At 33.6% G+C, this 22,231-nt stretch carries 14 protein-coding genes; all 14 read right to left on the bottom strand.

Annotated features, from left to right (window positions below; all coding sequences use genetic code 11):
- Window positions 1–32: 32 nt before the first annotated feature.
- A complete protein-coding gene (locus ACFWU4_RS10780) occupies window positions 33–6,719 on the bottom strand; it encodes an amino acid adenylation domain-containing protein (protein WP_411127705.1) in 6,687 nt (2,228 codons plus the stop codon).
- A gap of 391 nt (window positions 6,720–7,110) precedes the next feature.
- Window positions 7,111–7,965: a class I SAM-dependent methyltransferase gene (locus ACFWU4_RS10775; protein WP_411127703.1), complete on the bottom strand. Its 855-nt coding sequence runs from the start codon at window positions 7,963–7,965 to the stop codon at window positions 7,111–7,113.
- 110 nt (window positions 7,966–8,075) lie between these two features.
- Window positions 8,076–8,882, bottom strand: coding sequence for a type II CAAX prenyl endopeptidase Rce1 family protein (locus tag ACFWU4_RS10770; RefSeq protein ID WP_411127701.1), 807 nt, complete (start codon window positions 8,880–8,882; stop codon window positions 8,076–8,078).
- Between the two features lie 458 nt (window positions 8,883–9,340).
- Entirely contained in the window at window positions 9,341–11,293 is a 1,953-nt protein-coding gene (locus tag ACFWU4_RS10765; RefSeq protein WP_411127699.1) for a heavy metal translocating P-type ATPase, read from the bottom strand.
- On the bottom strand, window positions 11,274–11,678 hold the full coding sequence (locus tag ACFWU4_RS10760; protein WP_411127697.1) for a DUF3703 domain-containing protein: 405 nt from the start codon (window positions 11,676–11,678) through the stop codon (window positions 11,274–11,276). Before ACFWU4_RS10760 ends, ACFWU4_RS10765 begins: the two co-directional genes overlap by 20 nt.
- Window positions 11,679–11,711: 33 nt before the next feature.
- Window positions 11,712–12,068 (bottom strand): STAS/SEC14 domain-containing protein, encoded by a 357-nt coding sequence (locus ACFWU4_RS10755; protein ID WP_411127695.1) that lies wholly within the window; start codon window positions 12,066–12,068, stop codon window positions 11,712–11,714.
- A 65-nt stretch (window positions 12,069–12,133) separates the two neighbouring features.
- Window positions 12,134–12,547 (bottom strand): Fur family transcriptional regulator, encoded by a 414-nt coding sequence (locus ACFWU4_RS10750; RefSeq protein ID WP_411127693.1) that lies wholly within the window; start codon window positions 12,545–12,547, stop codon window positions 12,134–12,136.
- Between the two features lie 2 nt (window positions 12,548–12,549).
- Window positions 12,550–13,743 (bottom strand): efflux RND transporter periplasmic adaptor subunit, encoded by a 1,194-nt coding sequence (locus ACFWU4_RS10745; protein WP_411127691.1) that lies wholly within the window; start codon window positions 13,741–13,743, stop codon window positions 12,550–12,552.
- 4 nt (window positions 13,744–13,747) lie between these two features.
- Window positions 13,748–18,082: a CusA/CzcA family heavy metal efflux RND transporter gene (locus tag ACFWU4_RS10740; protein ID WP_411127689.1), complete on the bottom strand. Its 4,335-nt coding sequence runs from the start codon at window positions 18,080–18,082 to the stop codon at window positions 13,748–13,750.
- A gap of 121 nt (window positions 18,083–18,203) precedes the next feature.
- Window positions 18,204–18,599 (bottom strand): hypothetical protein, encoded by a 396-nt coding sequence (locus ACFWU4_RS10735; RefSeq protein WP_411127687.1) that lies wholly within the window; start codon window positions 18,597–18,599, stop codon window positions 18,204–18,206.
- A 110-nt stretch (window positions 18,600–18,709) separates the two neighbouring features.
- Window positions 18,710–19,204: a heavy-metal-associated domain-containing protein gene (locus ACFWU4_RS10730; protein ID WP_411127686.1), complete on the bottom strand. Its 495-nt coding sequence runs from the start codon at window positions 19,202–19,204 to the stop codon at window positions 18,710–18,712.
- A 32-nt stretch (window positions 19,205–19,236) separates the two neighbouring features.
- Window positions 19,237–21,015, bottom strand: a complete 1,779-nt coding sequence (locus ACFWU4_RS10725; RefSeq protein ID WP_411127684.1) for an efflux RND transporter periplasmic adaptor subunit — start codon at window positions 21,013–21,015, stop codon at window positions 19,237–19,239.
- On the bottom strand, window positions 21,005–21,487 hold the full coding sequence (locus tag ACFWU4_RS10720) for a DUF305 domain-containing protein (protein WP_411127682.1): 483 nt from the start codon (window positions 21,485–21,487) through the stop codon (window positions 21,005–21,007). Before ACFWU4_RS10720 ends, ACFWU4_RS10725 begins: the two co-directional genes overlap by 11 nt.
- A 12-nt stretch (window positions 21,488–21,499) precedes the next feature.
- On the bottom strand, window positions 21,500–22,231 hold the full coding sequence (locus ACFWU4_RS10715) for a heavy-metal-associated domain-containing protein (protein ID WP_411127680.1): 732 nt from the start codon (window positions 22,229–22,231) through the stop codon (window positions 21,500–21,502).

Below are 22,231 nucleotides of genomic sequence, written 5' to 3'. Positions count from 1 at the left end.
ATTTAATTAAGACTACAAGTTAGGTAAAACAACTAATTGATTTCTATTCTACTATAATTACTTTCATTTTTTTCATCAACAACAAACCAAGCAGGATTCCCAAATTCATCCATACCCAATTTAGCACCTGGTTTAGGTGGCATATTTAGCATTGACGCTTTATGAGCCTTTGAGTCTCCATTAGCCTCCGATTTGAAAATACCAACATCTATAAGTTTTTCAATATTCTCTTTAAAAGAATTGATAACAAGTGTTACATCATCTTCGGTATAAGCTGTTGTCATATAACATGGAAAACCTTCTAAAATATGTAAACCGTCTAACCTTAAAAGTATAAAAAGTAACTCTGCATAAGGTATTTCTTCTAAATAATTAAGTCTCCAAAGGGATTTATAATAATTAATCTTAAGTGGTAACCCGTGTATTTTAAAATAGGTGTTTAATTCCGTTGCAAGACGGTCTGTCTTATTTGCTAAATCCTCTTGTAGTTTTGGTCCTTTTTCCTTAAAGTGCAACAATGATGCCTTGGCGGACGCTAGTGCAAGAGGGTGACGTACAAATGTACCTGCAAAATAGGTAACTCCTACTTCTGGGTAAGAATCGTCACCAAATTGCCAAAAACCTCCATCTAGCGCATCCATAAATTTTCGTTTTCCTGCTATAGCGCCGATAGAAACTCCACCTCCTATAACTTTTCCATATGTAGCGACATCTGCTTTAATACCAAATAAGGCCTGTGCTCCACCTGGATGCATTCTAAACCCAGTAATAATCTCATCAAAAATAAGAACTGAATCTGATGCTGTGGTAATCGCTCTAACCTCTTTCAAAAATTCTATAGGCTGAAATTCTGGTCTACGACTTTGTACTGGTTCTACCAATACAGCTGCAATTTCATGAGCACGTTCTTTAATTATGGCAAGACTTTCTTCCGTACCATAGTCTAGTATTAACATATTCTTTACCGCTTCAGGAAGAATTCCTGCTGCAGCTGGAAACGTTCTTAATTTCTTTGAACCTCTTACAATGACCTCATCGTTAATACCGTGATATGATCTAGAGAAGGCTACTATCAATGATCGACCAGTAACCGTTCGTGCAATTCGCATGGCACCAAGAACCGCTTCTGATCCTGTGTTACATAATGCTGCGCGATCCATACTTGTACTCTCGCAAAGTAATTCGCAGACTTCACCTGCTAATGGGTGCTGAGGACCAACCTCAAAACCTTGATCTATTTGATTATGTAAAACCTCTTTTATAAAATCTGGTTGGTGACCAAGCAAACATGCACCAAAACCATTTAATATATCAATGTATTTATTACCATCTATATCCCAAAGTTTATTACCCGACGATTTTTCTATTACTATAGGATAAACGAGCTCTTTCGTTAATGGTTTAAAACCTGTAACAACTCTTGGATCTGCCATCTTAGACCGATAATTTTGAGCATAAGCTTTACTTTTGGCTGTTTTTGTATTGTAGGCTTTCGTTAAGTCTTCTAAAAACAAACTATGATCACTACTAATATCGATCGCTTTTTTATCTATTCTTGGTGATGCTCCAAATGGTTTATCGTGCTCTTTCTTTTCTTCATCTGTTCTACTATCATCATTATTAAGTAATGGCGAAACAGATTTTGTGTGAGTTGAAGTTTTAGAACTAGAGTTTATCGATGTATTTGTCGTAATAGGTGTATTTGAGACACCAGAACTGTCATTTCCTTGAAGTAACTGTAATTGTTGCCCTAAAAGTTGCAACTGTTGTGCTATAAGATTTAAAGCAGGGTTCTGTCCATTTTGTGGCAAGGCAGGCATACTTTGAATAACATTAGCTACAACTTGCGTTTGCTGAGTTGACTGGCTATTTTCAACCTGATTATCAGTAGTTGTAACCGGTGCAAAAACCTCTGCTGGTAAGATTGAATCTAAATGCTCAGCTAATAAACTAGGCGTACTAAACTCATCGTTTAATTGCCTAAAAGTTATTGGTACATTAAATTCATTTTTACAAGTAATAGCCATTTGCGTTAATACTAGTGAATCTAGACCGAGCTCTAAAAAGCTTTGATCAGACTCGCTCGCTTCGATTTCTATTCCAGAATTATCTTCAATAATATCTGCAATTTTTTGAACCAATAGTGGCTTTCTCTTCATCTTATGTTTTATTTCAGGTTTGGGAACTGTAGTACTATTTTCTATACTATTGTTATTAACATTGAGAACATCTAAAGGTTGCTCAATCGTTGAAACTGTTTCTTGTAAAACCTGTGGATCTAACCAACATGGCTTGCGATCAAATACGTAAGCTGGTAACCAAACTTTTTTCCTTTTTTGATCACCATAAAAAGTGCTCCAACTAGGCTCAATACCATTTATCCAAAGATTACCTAAAGCAGTAAATACGGTATGGTAAGCATTTTCACCTTCTTTAGGTATTGGCATACTTGCTATTGAAGCTACTGATTTTAATCCTTTCTTTTGTTGTGACAACGTTGTTAAAGCTCTACCAGGACCAATTTCTAATAAAACTGGATCTTCTAAGTTTAAAACCGTTTCCATTGCACCAGAGAAGTTCACTGCTTCTCTCAAGTGATTTGTCCAATATTTGGAACTTGTAGCTTCTGCGTCTGTAAGCCAATCGCCAGTAACCGTTGATACTAATGGTATGCGAGGTACATTTAAGGTTATTTTTTGTACTTCTTCTTCAAAAGCTTTTAATACAGGGTCCATCATTGTTGAATGGAAGGCATGGCTAGTTAATAATTGCATATTAGCAATACCATCTGCTGTTAAAACTTTAGCAAAATCTTCAATGGCATTATCTGGACCAGACACCACGCATAAGCGATCTGAATTTATAGCTGCTATGGAAAGTGTATCTGGAAGTAAATCCTTAATATTATCTAAATTAGCTCTAACTGATAACATACTTCCTCCAGGAAGTTCACTTACCAATTTTCCGCGAACAGTTATTAAATGTAAAGCATCTTCTAGAGATAAAATTCCCGCAAGATGTGCCGCAACGAATTCACCTATACTATGACCACACATTAAGGTCGGCTTTATTCCCCAACTTATCCAAAGCTGTGAAAGTGCATATTCTACTACAAATAAAGCAGGTTGTGTAAACTTTGTATCCTTTAACTTTAATTCGGCTTCACTGCTATTTACATTTGGATATATTATGTCTCTTATATCTAATTTTAATTCAGCTTTTAGTAAGTCTGCACAATGATCTATAGCATCTCTAAAAACAGTTTCGCCATCATAAAGTGCTTTGCCCATTTGTAAATATTGAGAACCTTGTCCTGGAAATAAAAATGCGACCTCATTCGGAACCAATTTTAATTCCTTACTAGAAATAGCTTTAGAATTATCATCATTGAGTATACTATTTGCCTCTATTGTGTTACCAGCAATAGTGAAGCTACGATGTTGAAAAGCATCTCTTGTGGCACTAAGAGAATAAGCTATATCTCCAAGTGATTCCTCATAACATTTTTTTGTATAATCATTTAAAGCATTTCTATAACCGTCTTGACTGTTTTGAGATTTAGCAGACCAGGTTAATAGTTGCAAGGGTCTACCTAAATCGGATTTTTGTTCATCAGTTTTATACTCTTCTAAAACAATATGGACATTGGTACCTCCTACTCCAAACGAGCTGACACCAGCTAATCTTGGCGTTTTGGATTCCCAAGTTCTTAGTTTATCATTTACAAAAAACGGACTATTTTCAAAATCTATAGATGGGTTAGGATTTTCATATCCTAACGAAGCAGGAATTTGACGATGCTTCATTGCTAAAGTTGTTTTAATAACTCCTGCTACACCAGCTGCTGCTGTAAGATGTCCCAAATTACTTTTTATAGAACCTATTGCACAATAGCCTTTAGATTCTTGTTCACCAAAAGCTAAATGTAGACCTTCTATTTCAATAGGATCGCCTATCGGAGTTGCTGTTCCGTGAGCTTCTATATAGCTTATCTGAGAAGGCTTAACATTGGCATCTAATAATGCACTGCTTATTGCACCAGCTTCACCTTCTGTACTTGGAGCCGTAAAACTACCTTTTGCTCCTCCGTCATTATTAACACCGACTCCTTTTATAACACCATGGATAATATCACCATCTCGCTTTGCTTCTTCTAAACTTTTTAAAAGTACAACACCTGCACCATCAGAAAACATTGTACCTGAGCCATTGGCGTCAAAAGGTCGGCATCTTCCGTCGGCACTTTTCATTGAACCTTCCTCATACAAATGACCACTATGCATAGGCGAAGTAACACTAGAGCCACCTGCTAATGCCACATCGCACTGTCCGTTACGTATGGCTTCTACAGCCTGTGCTATAGCTAACGATGATGTAGAACACGCTGAGTGCACACTTACCGCAGGACCTTTTAAGTTTAAATGATAGGCTGCTCGTGTTGCCACATAACCAATATCGTTAATAGTCATTGCTTGCATACTCCCAATTTGACTCATCAGCTTTTTATTGGGAAATACATTATTTAGAAAATATGTGTTTGATTTAACGCCTGCATAAACACCTATTGTACCATCATAAAGATTTGGCAAATAGCCTGATTGTTCTAAAGCTTCCCAACTTACCTCTAAAAACAAGCGCTGTTGGGGATCCATTGCAGATGCAAGTTTTGGATTAAGTCCAAAAAATTTAGCATCGAATGTTTTAGCTGAGGGAACAATACCTCGTGCAGCAACGTATAAGGGATCGTTACGAAGCTCATCTGGTATACTTTTATCTAATTCTTCTGGTGTAAAAAACGAAATGGTTTCTCTACCCTCTTTTAATACCTCCCATAATTCTTGTATAGAATTAGCACCAGGAAAACGTCCTGCCATAGCAATAATGGCGATATCACTATTAGCCTCTCTTTTAGTTTTTCTTTTTTGCTGAGATATTGCTTTCTTATTCTTGGAAGGTTCTAAAAATTTAACCAATTGAGCAATTGTTGGATGCTGGTATAGTTTTGTTATTGGTACTTTTATTTTTAGCTTTTCAGCAATTAACACCACTACCTTTTGCGTTAAAAGCGATGTACCTCCCATTTCAAAAAAGTTATCATCCACACCAACTTCTGAAATGCATAAAAGATCACTCCATATTTTAGCAATATCTTTTTCTAATTTATTTCTCGGTTTTTTTAGTATTGGTGCAGATTCTGGTCTTACATTTCTTGGGTCTGGTAAACTTCTTTTATCAATCTTACCGTTTGCCGTACTTGGAAAATCGTCCATCCAAATTAATAAAGATGGCATCATGTAAGATGGAAGGTTTTCTTTAAGTTGTTTTTGCAAAGTTGATGTATCCTTAGATCCATCTTCGGATTGCATGTAGGCCACTAATCGTTTTTCACCAGCAATAGCATCATTTACTATAACAACAGCTCTTTTAATATTTGGGATCGAATTAATAACATTTTCAACATCACCTAACTCAATGCGATAGCCTCTAATCTTTACTTGATCGTCTTTACGGCCTATAACTTCCAAATTACCAGAAGGTAGCCATTTTGCAAAATCTCCTGTTCTATATAACTTTTGTCCTTCTTCAAACGGATTATCGATAAATCGTTCTGAAGTTAGTTTCTCTAAGTTTAGATAGCCTTTTGCCAATCCTACACCAGATATACATAATTCACCTGTCTCGCCAATTGGACATAGTTCTAAATCGTCAGAAAGTATATAGATTTTAGTGTTTCCTAAAGGTTTACCAATCGATAATGAATTTTCATTAGCATCCTCTGGCGAATATCTATAAATAGATGAAGCAACTGTTGTCTCTGTAGGTCCATACTTATTATAAAAATCTCCAAAAACAGATAATTTTTCAGCCAGTTTTGTAGTACAAACCTCTGCTGCTGAAACTATACGATTAATGGACGTAGCCTTAGATAAATCGGTAATGGTTTCTAAATAACTCGCCGTTGCATGTAAATGTGTAATTTTTTCTTCAATTACAAACTCCGTTAGCTTATGATTTTTGAGCACTTCACTATCAATCATAACTAGGGCAGCACCACTTAAAAGTCCCAAAAACATTTGTTCTACAGAGGCATCGAAATAATAATTAGCAATTTGGGATATACGCTCACCCGCTTTTATATTATAATATGATTTTAACCATGTTATTAAATTTACAACACCTTTATTCTCTATCATTACACCCTTTGGGTTACCCGTAGTACCTGAGGTATAAATGATATAGGCTAAATCTTCAGGTTCAGAATTTATACTAAAATCAAGATTTTTATTATATGACTCTATTGAAGCTTTGAAATTCTTTACTGTTGTGTTATCTAAAATAAACTTGCAATTACTATCATTTTTAACATAGTCTATACGTGCTTGAGGTGCTTCTATATCGATAGGCACATATGTTGCACTAGCTTTGAGTATACTTATAATACTAATTACAACCCATTCGCTTCGATCTATCATTAAACCTACAAGATCTGCTCTGTTAATAGTATGATTGGTGACTAAGTAATTTGCAAATTGATTAGAAATAATATCTAATTCTTTGAATGTGAGTTTAGTTCCATTACAGGCAACAGCTGTAAGATCTGGTGTGCTTTTAACTTGAAGGGCAAAAACATCTATAATCGTTAGATCTCTTGGAAACTCAAAATCAGTCGCATTAAATTCCCTAATTGACTCGAGTATTTCTTGTTCGGTTAAATTCATAAATTAATATTTTGACCTATAGAAAAGATAGTAATTAAACTACTTCTTAATTATAAATTCATATTTAAATAAGGGGACATTCTTAAGGGAAATTAAAGCTATTATTAATTTTGATATTGATAAAACATTTTAGTTATATAACCCTTTTTTCGGTTTAAGAACAAAAAAAACAATCCGTCCTAAAAAAGGTCTGTTGATTATGTGAATTTTGACAATAAATGAGATAAATGTATTGATAATTAAAGTATTACAAAAAATATTGTTTAATGAAATTATTATATAAATAAGATAAATTATTTAAGGTCTTTAAAAAAGTAAAACATATGATTGATTTAAAGGCAATTACAACGATAATAGAGTTAACTGTTATGTGAGTTTTAATTTAAAAAAACTAGAAGTTTTTAGCACCTATAATCCTCATTATATGAGGATGCCAAGGCTCTTCTTTTTGCCCTGTATGCCAAATATTAAAACCTGCTTCTTCAAAAAGCTTTTTATGATTATGAGAGAATGATGCCTCAAACCCATATACCTTAGAACCTGGATGTTCCTCGTAGTTATGATTGGAATCTGTGGGCTCAATGGCAAAAAATATAATATTACCTAAATCATTTAATTTTTTAAAGAAATCAGCCAATTGTCGCTGTGTAAAATATTCTAAAACTCCTCTGAATGTTAAAAATACCATATCACCTTTTTCCTGATGTTCTATCCATTCTAAGACATCTCCAGCAACAAAATCCAACTTAGAATTGTTATTGTAAGTTTCTTTATTTATAATAGTTTGTTCTGAACTTAAATCTATTCCGACGAAGTGATCAATACTTAAAAATTCTGAAGATAAATAGTTTAAAACACTTCCGTTACCTGTTCCTATTTCGACTAACTTATTAAATTTAATTGATCCATCAGTCACTTGTTTATTAAGAACCTCAAGTATACTTTTATATGCTGGTAAATTAGTATTAGCTAATTTATTTTGCGTGTGATTAACAAAATCATCTCCTTGCTTTGTCCAGTATGTTTTATGTAATTGAGAGAGCTTATCGTAGTCTTCTGCCTTACCTACTTTTTTAAGAAATGCCCTTCTCATTAGCCTTTCTGATAAGCTTAAATTATCACCAAGCTCTAACGTTAAACCTTTCTTTGATAATTCCTTTACTTTCTGAGGGCGTAAAGTGACAAGGATATTACCTAAAACATCTTTCGTTATAGCTATTATGTTATTCTTAACTTTTCTCATCATAATATTGACTTAATTATAAGTGTTTACAATTAAAATTGAACTTGTAAGTTAGAGAAATACTCATACAAACCTTAATTGTAGTAGATATTCTTAATATGGTTTATTTAATTCTAAGAACTAATACTACTCCGCAAAGACTCCTTGTTTTTCCTATTTTTTATAAGATAATCTACTCCCCAAACTGTCAACATTGTTAAGAAGTAAATAATACCAAAAAGTGTGTACGTTCTTGGACCGCCATTGGTTGGTGTTACAGCAAACGAAACTAAAGTGAAATTCACTGCAAATTGCAATAATAATACACATATACCACTTTTAGTATTACTGTAAATATATGCACACATACCTGCAGATCCAAATCTAAATATAAAAGCTGGGATTAACGGGATTTTAGGAAATATACCTTCTCCTAGAAGAATTACAGGAACAAACCATAAACCCCAAAACACAGCTACAATTTGACCAGCATAAAAGGGATTTGTTTTTTTTGATAATTCATTAATGCTATAACTTACCCAGACAACCTCACCAAGAAAAGCCCATACTAACAGCCGTAAATATGATTTAAAAGAATCGGGCTGAAAACTTAAAAATGTATCATAGCCAACTTCATGATAAAAAGATTTAATTAGTAGTGCGATAATGGCTATTGTAGATGGGAATATTAGACTTAAAAGAAACCATTTAGGATGAACCTTCCAATTAAGCATTGGCTTAAATAAATTTAAAATGCCCTTATTACCTCTCGTGTATTTTAATATGCAGATTAAAAGAAACAATAGCATTACAAAACGACCATTGTTATAAATAGAACTAGAAATTAATCCATTTGTTCTAGCTCTTACAAAAAGAACACTAGTTAACGGTGCAAGGACTAAATAAACCCAAATCTCGTATTTTTTAATAAATTCTCCCATAACTTTAATTTTAATACTTCTAATTATTTTTTATTAAACATTTATAGGCTATTATCAATCTAATTAGTAACTAATGTTTAGTCTTTTGAAAATTAAGAAGACCCTTTTAAATGAAGTATAACTTAATATAAATCAATCACTTCTATAAAAATCAGGTAATTTGTTACAAGTCTATTAAAAAAATAAGATGTACTGATTTTTATTCTATGAAATGTAAAAATATAGGCTTAGCTGTACCTACTTTTAAAATTAGAAAATAAGTCTATTTAATTAAAGTGCTTAATCTATAATTCTAGAGTTTGCTTACTTTCCGATGCAGAATTAAGTTTTCGATTATTTATAGTACTTTAAACAATTTGAGGTACAAAAAGTGTAAGAAGTTCCGAGGAAATTTGCAATTTGAGATCAAATATTTATAATTTAACTAAAACTAGAATTAATATTCGTTAATAGGTTGGCTATTTCCAACTCATTCTTTGTAATCTTACAGCATTCAATATTGCTAAAAGTGCAACTCCAACATCTGCAAAAACTGCTTCCCACATTGTTGCTAAACCACCTGCGCCTAAAATTAGAACAATCACTTTAACACCGAATGCGAGTATGATATTTTGCCACACAATCTTTCGGGTTGAACGACTAATTTTAATGGCTTTTACCACTTTTGAAGGTTGGTCTGTTTGAATAATGACATCTGCTGTTTCTATTGCGACATCACTCCCTAAACCACCCATTGCAATACCAACGTTACTTGCTGCTAAAACAGGTGCGTCATTAATGCCATCACCAATAAAAGCCACTTTGTTTTCAGGATTTTTCTTTAAAATTTCAACTTCGTTTAATTTATCTTCTGGTAATAATCCACCTTTAGCATTTTTAATATTCAATTCTTTTGCGACTTGTTGCGTAATGGAATCTTTGTCACCGGAAAGCATCATAATATTTTTGATTCCTACTTTGTGTAATGCTGAAATAGTTTCTTTTGCATCTTCCTTTAATTCGTCTGCTATTACTACATAACCTGCAAATTGATTATCGATTGCTACTAAAACGATAGATTCTACAATAGATTCCGTTTCAGTTGGAACATCAATACTATTGGCAATCATTAGAGCTTTGTTACCTACTAAAATAGTTTTACCATTTACAATACCTTTTAAACCTTTACCAGCAATTTCAGAAACGTCTTGTGCTTCAAAATCTTCTCCTTCAGCTTTGTACTCTAAAATGGCTTTAGCAATTGGATGCGTGGATTGCTCTTCCATCGCCATTAGGTATTGCATAAATTCGGTTTCATTCCAACCAATTGCTTTTACTTCTTTGATTTTAAAAACACCTTTGGTAACGGTTCCTGTTTTGTCCATTACCAAAGTATTTATCTTGGTCATTGCATCTAAAAATGAAGCACCTTTAAATAAGATTCCATTTTTTGAAGCTGCTCCCAATCCACCGAAATATCCTAATGGAATTGAAATCACTAACGCACAAGGACAAGATATTACCAAGAAAATTAATGCTCTGTATAACCAATCTCTAAACACATAATCATCTACAAAAAAGTAAGGTATAAAAGTAACACCAATAGCTAAAAACACTACAATTGGTGTGTAGATACGAGCAAACTGCCTGATAAATAATTCTGTCTTCGATTTACGAGCTGTAGCATTTTGAACCAAGTCTAATATTCTTGCAATAGAACTGTCTTCAAACTTATTGGTTACCTCAACTTCAATAACGCTTTCTAAATTAATACTACCTGCATAAACCTTGGCTTCCTTCTGAATGGAATCTGGTTTGCTCTCGCCTGTCAAAGCTGCTGTATTTAAAGATGCTTTTTCGGATAATAAAATACCATCCAATGGAATTTTTTCGCCTACACGAATTTGAATTTTCTCTCCAATATTTACAGCTTCTGGCGACACACTAACATAATCACCATCACGAAATACATTGGCTTCTTTTGGCCTAACATCCAATAATGCTTTAATATTTCCTTTTGCTCTATTTACTGCTGCGTTTTGAAATAATTCACCTACTGCATAAAATAGCATTACTGCAACACCTTCTGGATATTCACCAATTATAAATGCACCAATTGTAGCAATAGACATTAAAAAGAACTCGGTAAAAACATCGCCTTTTATAAGACTTTTCCATCCTTCTTTAATTACTGGAAATCCAACTGGAATATATGCTAAAGTGTACCAAACTACTCGAACCCATCCTTCAAATTGAGGTATCGCATCAAAATAGTCTACCGCTATACCCATAATAAGCATTGTAAAACTTATGATTGCAGGAATGTATGTTTTGAATGCACTACCATCTCCATGGTCGTGACCATCATCGTGACTATGTTGGGTCTCTGAACCTGGTTTTAAATCTCTTAAATTAATTTTCTTTTTTTTCATTTACTTTAAATATTTCTTTAATGTCATTTACTTTAAATATTTCTTTAATGTCATTTGGAATAGCCATACGTTTTAAAGGTGGTACATTTGCTCCTCCAGTATTACCAACAGGAACGTGATTTATAAATGATTTCCATCCACCAACAGCTAATCGCATTAATTGTCCAAATACTTCTTTATTGTTTTTTTGCATTAATCCGAACTGTAACATTAACCAATGCGAATAGGTATGCTCAATCGGATAGGATTGACCAATGATATGACTACGCTCTAAATGATACCAAGCTGTACTAAAATCTTGTCCTTTTAATGCTTTTTTATAGCACAGCAACTCTTTATTATAGAATGGCTTTAAGTATTTTGGTATTACTGTGTTGAATTTCATTTGCTTATTGAATGCAAATATTAAGACTTGACATTAAGACATAATCCAGTTTTTAGCCTGTTCTTTATCTTTTAAATCAAAATACTTTACCTCTGAACTTGTAAAAAAGTCAGTAACTTTGGTTGCAAATTTCTGCCATTTTTTTTCACCTACAAAAGCCATCTTCCCATAATCGGAAGTGTGTGCGCTATCTACCTTTATATCCTCCCAAAAACCTTTTAAGGTATAACCTGTAAAATCTTCCATTTCAAAATAAAAATCAACCTTTTTACCTTTTTCAATAATATTATGTATAAGTGGATGAATCTTTTCTACATCACTTTTTGATATTTTACCGCTAATTGTTGCCGATATTAAATTGTTTTTTTCTGTATTGATTAATTGTATCATTGTTTATGTAGTTTAAATTATTGAATCTAAAATACTGATAAATTAAGTGCAATGGAAGTGCATTTTTAGGTACTACATTTATCGCATATACCTTTAACCACCAAGTTGACGTTTTCAGACACAAAACCATCTGGCACTTTTATTTGAGGTATTTTATGCTCTGTTAAACAAACAGTTTCATTGCAATTATTACAATGGAAATGCAGGTGTAAATCGGTTTCAATTTCACAATTACATCCTTTTTCACAGAGCGCATATTTTGTAATTCCCGTACCATCGTCTATTTGATGAACTATTTCTTTATCTTCAAAAGTTTTTACTGTTCTGTATAAAGTAGTTCTGTCTGCTTTTGCAAACGCATTTTCTATGTCACTTAAAGTAACAGCGACCTCTTTTTCAGCAAGAAACTTATAAATTAATAGACGCATTGCCGTAACCCGAATATTTCTTGACTCTAATACTTGTTCTATTGTTTCCATAATTAATGTGCGTGTTCTGCTTCCCCTTTTTTCATTTCTGCGTTAAGGTAGTAAGCATTATTGTATGCGAATTGCGTGTTACTTTCTATGTCCTGAATAAATTGAATTGACACCCAATCACCATCTTTATTACCTAACACAACTTCTATAGGTTTAAAACTCCAATCATTATTTTCTTTTTCAACTGAAAACACATAATATCTATCGCCTTCTTTTATAACTGCACTTTCTGGTAAGGCTTTTGTTTGGGTATTATCTACTTGTATTTTCCCTTGAATATACATACCAGGAATTAAGTTGCCTTTTTTGTTTTCTATTTCTGCGTGAACGTGAACTGCTTTTGGATTGTCCTCAAATGTTTTACTTACTGAATAGATTTCTGCGGTAAGTTCTGTATCTGGAATGGATTGTACTGTAAAGTTTACTTTTTGACCTTTCTGTACCTTATAAACATCTTTTTCAAAGACCATTAAATCTGCGTGAACGTGATGCGTATTTACAATTTCAAATAATTCGGTTTGTGGTTCTACATATTGACCTGTTTTTACTTCAACTTTTTGTACAAAACCCTCTATTGGACTTCTTAAAGCAATGCGTTGCGAAATTGTGCCATTACGAACAGAAGAGGTATTGACATTTAATATTTTTAATTGGGCTTGCATACCATTTACCATTGCTTTTGATGCATCATATTCTGCTTCTGCCTTTTGAAAATTAGCACCAGAGCCAACACCTGCTTCATATAATTTTTGTTGACGTTCGAAATTCTTTTTCAGAAAATTACTATTGCTATATGCGTTTAAGTAATCAGTTTGAGCTTGTATAATATTGGGATGCGAGAGATAAGCCACAACTTGACCTTTATTAACCTTGTCACCTTCAATCACTTCAATTGAAACAACATTTGCACCGATAACTGTGGTAATAGCTGCTTCATTTTGTGGTGGCACTTCTAACGTTCCGTTAGCTTCTACATAACCGCTCATATTACGTAATGCCAACGTATCTATTTTCATTTTTAAAGCATCGAATTGCTGTTGTGAAAGCATTACTTCTTCGCTTTCATTATTTTCTTTGTTAACTTCTGTTTTTTGTTCTTCACTTTGAGAATGATAATCATTTTCTTTATTTCCGCAAGCTGAAACAAAAATGGTTAACACCATTACGGTAAGGATTTTATATATTTTATTTTTCATTGTCTTATTGATTAAAATATTGTAATTGAAATGTGCTTTCTAAATAGTTTACTAATGCAGTCTGTGCTTCAAGTTCCGATTGAATGGCCTCTTTTATCAACTGCGTAAATGCAGTATAATCTATTTCGCCTTCTCTGTATGCCAGTAATGCACCTGTTTTTTGCTCTTTTGTTAATGGTAAAACTTGGTCTTTGTAAAACTCCCAAGATGTTTTCCATTTCATATAATTTTCTTTAGCCTGAACAAACCTTGATTGTACTTCCTGTTTTTTGAACGCTACATTAGTTTCCGCTATGTCTTTATCAATTCTGGCACTTCTAACTTGTGCTTTGTTAGAACCTGATAAAAACGGAATGGAAATACCTGCTTGATAGGTGTAAAACCCTGAATTGCCATTTACTTTTTGTAAACCACCTTGTAGATTGAACTTCGGTAAATTATCCGCCTTTGCAGCTTTATATTTGGCTTCTGCTTCATCTACAATGTTCTGCGAAATACTGTACAATGGATGGCTTTCAATATTGGACATTTCCATATCATTATCCATAGCTACATCAAATTCATCTGAAACCGTAAAAATTTCTTCTGAAACCAACCACAAATTGAATTGCTGTAAAGCAATAAGATAATCACTATAGGCTTGCGCTTTTTTATTCTGAATTTGAAACGCTTGATTTTTTGCTGCTGAATATTCTAATTTAGAAATAGCTTCTACTTCATAATTTAAAGCTACTGCTTGTTCAAATTTTGAATAAATGGAATCCAGTTCTTTATACAAATCATAGTTTCGTTTCATTTGATAACATTTTGACCACGCTTTTTTGACTTCCAATTCTAATTCCAATTCGGAAAGTTGAAAGGCTTTTTGTGCCAATTGAATGCGTTGTTCTTGTAACTTCTTTTTAGAAGCTATACCAAATACATCAATATTAGATTGACCAATGCCAATGGTTGTATAAATGCCATTACCGCTATTAATTTCTTCTCCTCCTGTAAAAATTTGTGTTGTTCCAAAATCATAAGCAGTCGCTTTTAATTGCTCTTGCTTTGTAATTTCCAACTGCTTTTGTTTTAATAATGGATAATTACTTTTGGAAAGTTTTATCGCTTCCTGTAATGAAATTTCGGGAATTGTATCGTTTTTCTCTTGTGCATTACTTTGTGCTGAAAAACCAAACAGTAAAAGAAATACTGCTGTTGCTGTAACCAACTTTTTATTCGGTTTAAACGTAAATGATTTGTTTTCTACCCAATGGTATAAAATGGGCAATACGAATAGCGTTAGCAAAGTAGAAGTTAACAAACCACCAATTACCACAGTAGCCAATGGACGTTGTACTTCTGCACCTGCTGATGACGAAATCGCCATTGGCAGAAAGCCTAACACATCTGTAAAAGCAGTTAACATAATAGGTCTGATTCTTCGTTTAGTGCCTTCAACTATTCTATCCTTTAGGTTGGTTACTCCTTCGTCTTTTAATTCGTTAAGTCCACTTATCATTACCAATCCATTTAAAACCGCAACGCCAAACAATACAATGAAACCAACACCTGCTGAAATACTAAATGGCATATCACGCAACCATAAGGCTACAATGCCACCAATGGTTGCCATTGGAATGGCTATGTAAATCATTAAGGTTTGTGGTAAAGATTTTAATGCAAAGTATATCAATATAAATATGAGCAACAATGCAATAGGAACAACGGTTTGTAATCGGTTGCTGGCACGTTCCAGATTTTCAAATGCACCACCATAGCGAATAAAATAACCTGATGGTAATTCCAATTTTGCATCTAATTTTGATTTTATTTCAGTTACCAAAGATTTGACATCACGACCTCTTACATTGATACCTACATATGTTCTTCTATTGGTATTGTCTCTACTGATTTGCATTGGTCCTGCTTTGTAACTTACATCTGCAATTTCACGCAAAGGAATTTGAGCACCCGAAGGTAAATTGATATATAGATTTTGAACATCTGTAATATCCTTTCGGTTTTGAGAACTTAAACGTACCACTAAATCGAAGCGTTTTTCACCTTCAAAAATCACACCTGCTGTACCACCTGCAAATGCAGATTGTACGGTTTGATTTAGGGTATTTATTTGAAGTCCGTATTGTGCTAATTTGTTTCTGTTGTAATTAATGGTCATTTGTGGCAAACCTGTTGTGGCTTCGGCTTTCATATCTCCAATACCTTCAGTACCTGCAATAATTTTAGATATTTCTTCAGCTTTTTGGGATAGTATGTCAATGTCTTCACCATAGAGTTTTATGGCAATATCTTCACGCACACCTTCAAGCAACTCATTAAAACGCATTTCGATGGGTTGGGTAAATTCATAATTAACACCAGGAACGATTTCAACCGCTTCTTTCATTTTCTCAATCAATTCATCTTTTGTCTCTGCTGTTGTCCATTCGCTTTTAGGTTTCAGAATAACAAAAACATCAGCTAAATCCATTGGCATTGGGTCGGTTGGTATTTCGGCAACACCAATACGACTAACAATTTTTTCGACTTCTGGAAATTTGGATTTTACTATTTGTTCTATTTTGGTAGTAGTTTCAATAGTTTCGGTAAGTGAACTACCTGGTTTTAAAATAGCGTGAAATGCAATATCACCTTCATCGAGTTGCGGGATAAACTCGCCACCCATTCTTGAAAACATAAAAACGGTTATCCCGAACAAGACAACTGCAATCCCGATTACCCATTTACCTTTTCGCAATGCTCTAACCAATAAAGGTTGGTATTTATCTTCAACCCAATGCACAAATCTATCTCCATAGGATTTTTTATCGGTTTTTGGTGCTCTTAACACCAAAGCAGACATCATTGGTACATACGTTAAACAAAGTACCATTGCACCAATCATAGCAAAAATAAATGTCAACGCCATTGGCTTAAACATCTTTCCTTCTATACCTTGTAAAGCTAAAATGGGTAGAAAAACAATAAGGATAATCAACTGACCGAAGAACGCAGCATTCATCATCTTTTTTGAAGCATTTGATGCCACTTTATCTCGTTCTTTGGATGTAAGCTGTTTCTTTTTCAGGACTTGTGATGCAATTAGAAATACTGTACTTTCAACTATTATTACCGCTCCATCAACTATAATTCCGAAATCTATTGCTCCCAAACTCATTAAGTTTACCCAAACATCGAACACGTTCATTAAAATAAAGGCGAATAATAAGGATAATGGTATGGTTGAAGCTACGATTAAACCACCTCGCCAATTTCCTAATAAGAAGATAAGGACAAAAATAACTATCAATGCACCTTCAATAAGATTGGTGGTAACTGTAGAAGTTGTTTCTCCAATTAATTTACTTCTGTCTAACAAGGATTCTATAATGACACCTTCTGGTAATGACTTTTCTATTTGAGCCATTCGCTCTTTTACATTGGCGATAACATCATTAGAATTAGCACCTTTTAACATCATTACCAAACCACCAACAACTTCTCCTTCGCCATCTTGAGTTAATGCACCATAACGTATTGCAGAACCAAATTGTACTGTAGCAATATCTCCTATAGTTACGGGAATATTATTAATATTCTTGACTGTGATTTTTTTAATGTCCTCAAAACTTCGCACCAAGCCTTCACCGCGAATAAAATTAGCCTGATGGTTTTTTTCGATATACGCACCACCTGTGTTTTGATTATTGGCTTCAAGCGCATTAAATACATCTGTAATGGTTAAACCAATAGCGTTTAAATCGTTTGGGGCAACCGCTACTTCGTATTGTTTAATCTTACCACCTATGGCGTTTACTTCAACTACACCTTCAACCATAGCCATTTGACGCTGTACAATCCAATCTTGCATTGAGCGTAAATCTGTGACGGTATATTTGTCTTTGTACTCTGGTGCTACTTTTAAAGTGTATTGGTAAATCTCTCCCAATCCTGTTGAAATTGGTCCCATAGTAGGTTCGCCAAAACCAGCAGGAATTTGCTCTTTGACTTCGTTTAGTTTTTCAGCTACTAATTGTCGAGGCAGATAGGTTCCCATATCATCATCGAATACAATGGTAACCACCGATAAACCAAAACGAGAGATTGACCTAATTTCCTGTACATCAGGAAGGTTGCTCATTGCCACCTCAATAGGATAGGTAACAATTTGTTCAATATCTTCTGTACCTAAATTGGGTGCTTGCGTAATGACTTGTACTTGGTTGTTAGTAATGTCTGGAACAGCATCGATTGGTACTTTTGTCATACTCCAAATACCTGCACCAATTATGGTAAGCGTAAGCAAACCAATAATGAATTTGTTATTGATTGAAAAATCAATGATTTTATTAATCATAGAAAATGTATTAATTCAGTTAAATTATTCGATACAATTCTGATATAAGAAATAGAATTACACGAAATGAAAAGAACCCTTTAGGCTCAAAATTGGATATAGCTATCCATTAAAAACTGAATTATACTTTAGGTGGTTGGAAAAGTGATTCCAAATATCTGGAAGTGAAGTTTACTTTATGTAAATTATACTGTTTTTTCTCTTCAAATTTTAGTTGATTGGTTAATGCCAGATTATTGTTCGCAATAATTAATACCAAAGGGTGACAACACTGATTATGAGAATGGACTGGTGTATTCTCCTTATCTGGGTTATGATGATGCTCTTCATTTTTAGCATCGCTGCCAATATAATCTTCAACTACATAATCAAGGAAAGAGTCTCCATAAACTTTATGGTCTTGATAATGGGTAATAATGTTTGAAATTTCTTTAATTGGACCACAAAAGTCCAAATCTATGCTTATCCCTTGAAAAAAGAATAAAATAGACATTGATATGGAAACGAGTATTTTCATATAATTTAGACAAATATACAAATTATCAAATGCAATGGTAGTGCAAATAATTTATGCATTTCTAAATAAATAAAAAAGAGCCTTCCGAAAAAGACTCTTTAGTTAATTGCTTAATGGTCGTGATTTGAATGGTCATCACTTTTCATTTCACCTGATTGGTTCATCATCATTTCGTGGTCGTATTTACAACAATCTGGTAAACCATTATATGCTTCTTCATCACCAGCAACTTTTTCGGTATCATAACCTGAAGCTGCGATTGCTTTATGGATTGCCATTGCTTCGGTTTTTGTATCATCAAAAGACACATCAATCTTCTTTTTATCGACATCCCAATTAGCACTTGCTACACCTTCAACACCGTTAGCTGCTTTTTCGATAGTGCTTTTACACATTCCGCAATTTCCTCTTACACCAAAAGACAGGTCTGTCATTGCCATATCTTTTGACATTTCAGTAGTTGTGGTTTCTGTTTCTTTTTTGGTTTCGTTTTTACAACTTGTCAAACCTAATGCTGCTATTACAGCTACACTTAAAATTACTTTTTTACTCACGTCGATTACATTTTTGTTTTTGTGTTCGTGATTTTTCTTTGAAAAATTCATTGTTTAAAATTTAATTGTTATTACTTGATTTATTATTCTATTACTTGTTTTACTTCACCACAGGTTAGCATTGCTTCGCCAAAGTATGGATTGATTACTTGTTCTTCTTTACTCAACCAATATGCACCATTGTTGTTATCTGCCATTGGACAAAATTCCACATAGATTTTTTCATTGACACCAAATAGTTGTACAGCATTGATTAGATGTGATGATAAATGTTTAAAATGGTCTCTTTGTGATTCTATATCGGATGTTTCAGAAATTGAAGTTGCAGAAGATTTTATTTCCTTTTCTAATGACATCCAATGGTTATGCGCCTTATTATCTGACAACAATTTCATATCTACTTTGTTCAATTTATTTAACAAAGTTTTTGTGCTTGTTGAAGTACTTTTTGAATCTTCTTTTACTAAAGCATCTTTTAAATTGATATACGCATTGAAAACAGCTTTTAACTGCTCTTGAAATTTCGCTGATACTTCCAAACGCTCATTCATATTAGTGTGGTCACTTTCTTTGTTAGATGCATTGTTATCCATACCTAAATGACCTTCGTGTCCAGTCATTACTTTACCACCATCTTTATTCATCATCGACTTTTTGCCTTGTAATTGTGCAGCTGCATCAACCGTAAATGTACCGTTAGTCACTATTTCATTTCCAACAAATAATCCTTCTACAACTTCATATTCATTACCAATTTGATTGCCTAATTTAATTTCACGCATTTCAAAAATAGGTTGGTCTGGATTTGTTTTAAGGTACACCACAGAACGTTCACCTGTCCATAACACAGAAGATGAAGGAATTGTTAATAGGTCATCATTATTAGCTGTACTGCCTTCAATATTTGCGGTTACAAACATTCCTGGTTTAAATACATCGTCCTTATTGCTTAAAACAACACGTAAGGTTACAGTTCTTGTTTTCGTGTTTAAAACTGGGTCAATGAAATCTACTTTACCTTTAAACTCTTTATTAGGATAAGCATTGGTTGTTATCATCACTTCCTGTCCTTTTTTAAAGCGGTCAATCTGATTTTCATACACATCAAAGTTACACCAAACCGTGTTTAGATTAGCAATTTTAAGTAAGGGTTGTCCTTGTTTAATGTAATCGCCTTGCTCTACCAATTTTTCTGTAACAGTACCCGAAAAGGTTGCATAAACAGGAAAATTTTCTTTCACTTTTCCTGTTTCTTCAATCTGATTGATTTGATTTTCAGAGAGCTTCCATAATTTCAGTTTATTACGGACTGCTTTGTATAAAGCAGGTTGTGATTCTTTTAAAGATGCTGCTGTAATTAATTCTTGTTGTGCTGCATAGAGTTCTGGTGAATAAATGGTTGCCAATAACTGACCTTTACGAACTTCTTCGCCTGTAAAACTCACATTCAAACGTTCAATTCTTCCAGCGAAATAACTTACCTGTACTGCATTTGCTTCTTCGTTTTCAGCAATTTTACCAGATAATTTGATAGTATTGCCTTCAACATTGCCTTTACCAACAATAGATGTTTGAATATTAGCTAAAGCCATTGCGTTTTCAGTCAATTTGAATTGGTCTGCTAATAAACCATCACTTCCACCATCAGCAGGAATTAAATCCATACCACAAATAGGACAATCGCCTGATTCTGGTTGCATAATTTGTGGATGCATAGAACACGTCCATAGTTGATTAGTTTCTGCAACCGCATCGTGATTATGTTCTGTATCTTTTTTTGATGAACCACCAAAAAGCAACCAACCCAATAACACACCTACTACGAGTATGCCAATATATATGACTATTTTATTATTTTTCATTCTCTAATCGTTTTATCATTGCTTTCATTTCTTCTATTTCTTTACGTTGTGCTTTTATAATGTCTTCTGCTAATTTCTTAACTTCTGGGTCTTGAATATCTGCTCTTTCACTTGTTAAAATAGCGATAGAATGATGTGGTATCATTGCTTTCATCCAAAGGACATCACCAATAATTGGTGCTTGTGTTCTTACCAACCCTAATGCACCTACAAACAGTATAAAACTACCTGCAAGTATTGCGATATTCTTCTTTTTATCATTATACATTTTTCGCATAAAAAACCACATTATTACTGCCATTGTTGAAATTCCTAAACACGTCATATAGAATCGTGTTAAACTAAACCATACGTGGTCTATGGAATAGGTGTTTAAATACATCGTTATGTACATTGCTACAAATGAGCAAGCCAACATTATAAAGAAGGTTTTGTAATTTCCTTTGTTTGAGTGTTCTTTTGGATTTTTCATAATTAATTGATTTTAAAAAATTAACATTAAACTTGCCATAACTATCATTATGGCATTCTCGATAAAAGTAGCTTCTGTCATAGGCAACTTTAGAGCAGTTCCCAAACAGGCGCATCGTATTGACTTTTTATCCAAGAGTGTTTTTGTTACTCCAATAGTTGTAATCCCCAAAACAACAAGTGTTATTATTAAAGAAATCTCAACTTCAAATCGCATTAAGAACATTAAACCTAAACCTGTTTCAATAAATGGATAAACCCAACCATAAGCAGGAACTCTTTTTGCTAACGGGTCGTACATCCTGAATGAGTCTGGAAATCCTTTTAGGTCTAACATTTTAAAGAAGCTAAATACGATGTAAAACAACCCCATAAAGTCAAGCATAAACGCGTTCCATCTCCAATCTTTATAATGTAATAATATACTTGCTGTTGCGATATAAAAGATGATAAGCAAGAGTGGTTTTAATTGTTGTAACTTGCTTTTTTCTTCTTCCATTGGCATTGCCGACATACTTGAAGATGCAAACACATTCTTCTCATTCTTTTCAGATAAAGTATACTTTTCTGGTAATGCTTTTTGTAGTATATCAGTTGAAATATGTTTATTCATTTTCACTTCTGCCTCACCTTTTTCAATATTAACAGACACCTCTGATACGTGGTCTATTTCACTTAAGTATTTCTCGACGGAAGCCTTACAGTTGTTACAGGTCATTCCTGATATTTTATATGTATGTTTCAT

Origin of the sequence: Winogradskyella sp. PE311 (genome assembly GCF_046545555.1) — a bacterium.
Lineage (GTDB): Bacteria > Bacteroidota > Bacteroidia > Flavobacteriales > Flavobacteriaceae > Winogradskyella.
Note: the sequence above shows the minus strand (reverse complement) of the source record. Positions and strands in the feature narration are given on the sequence as shown.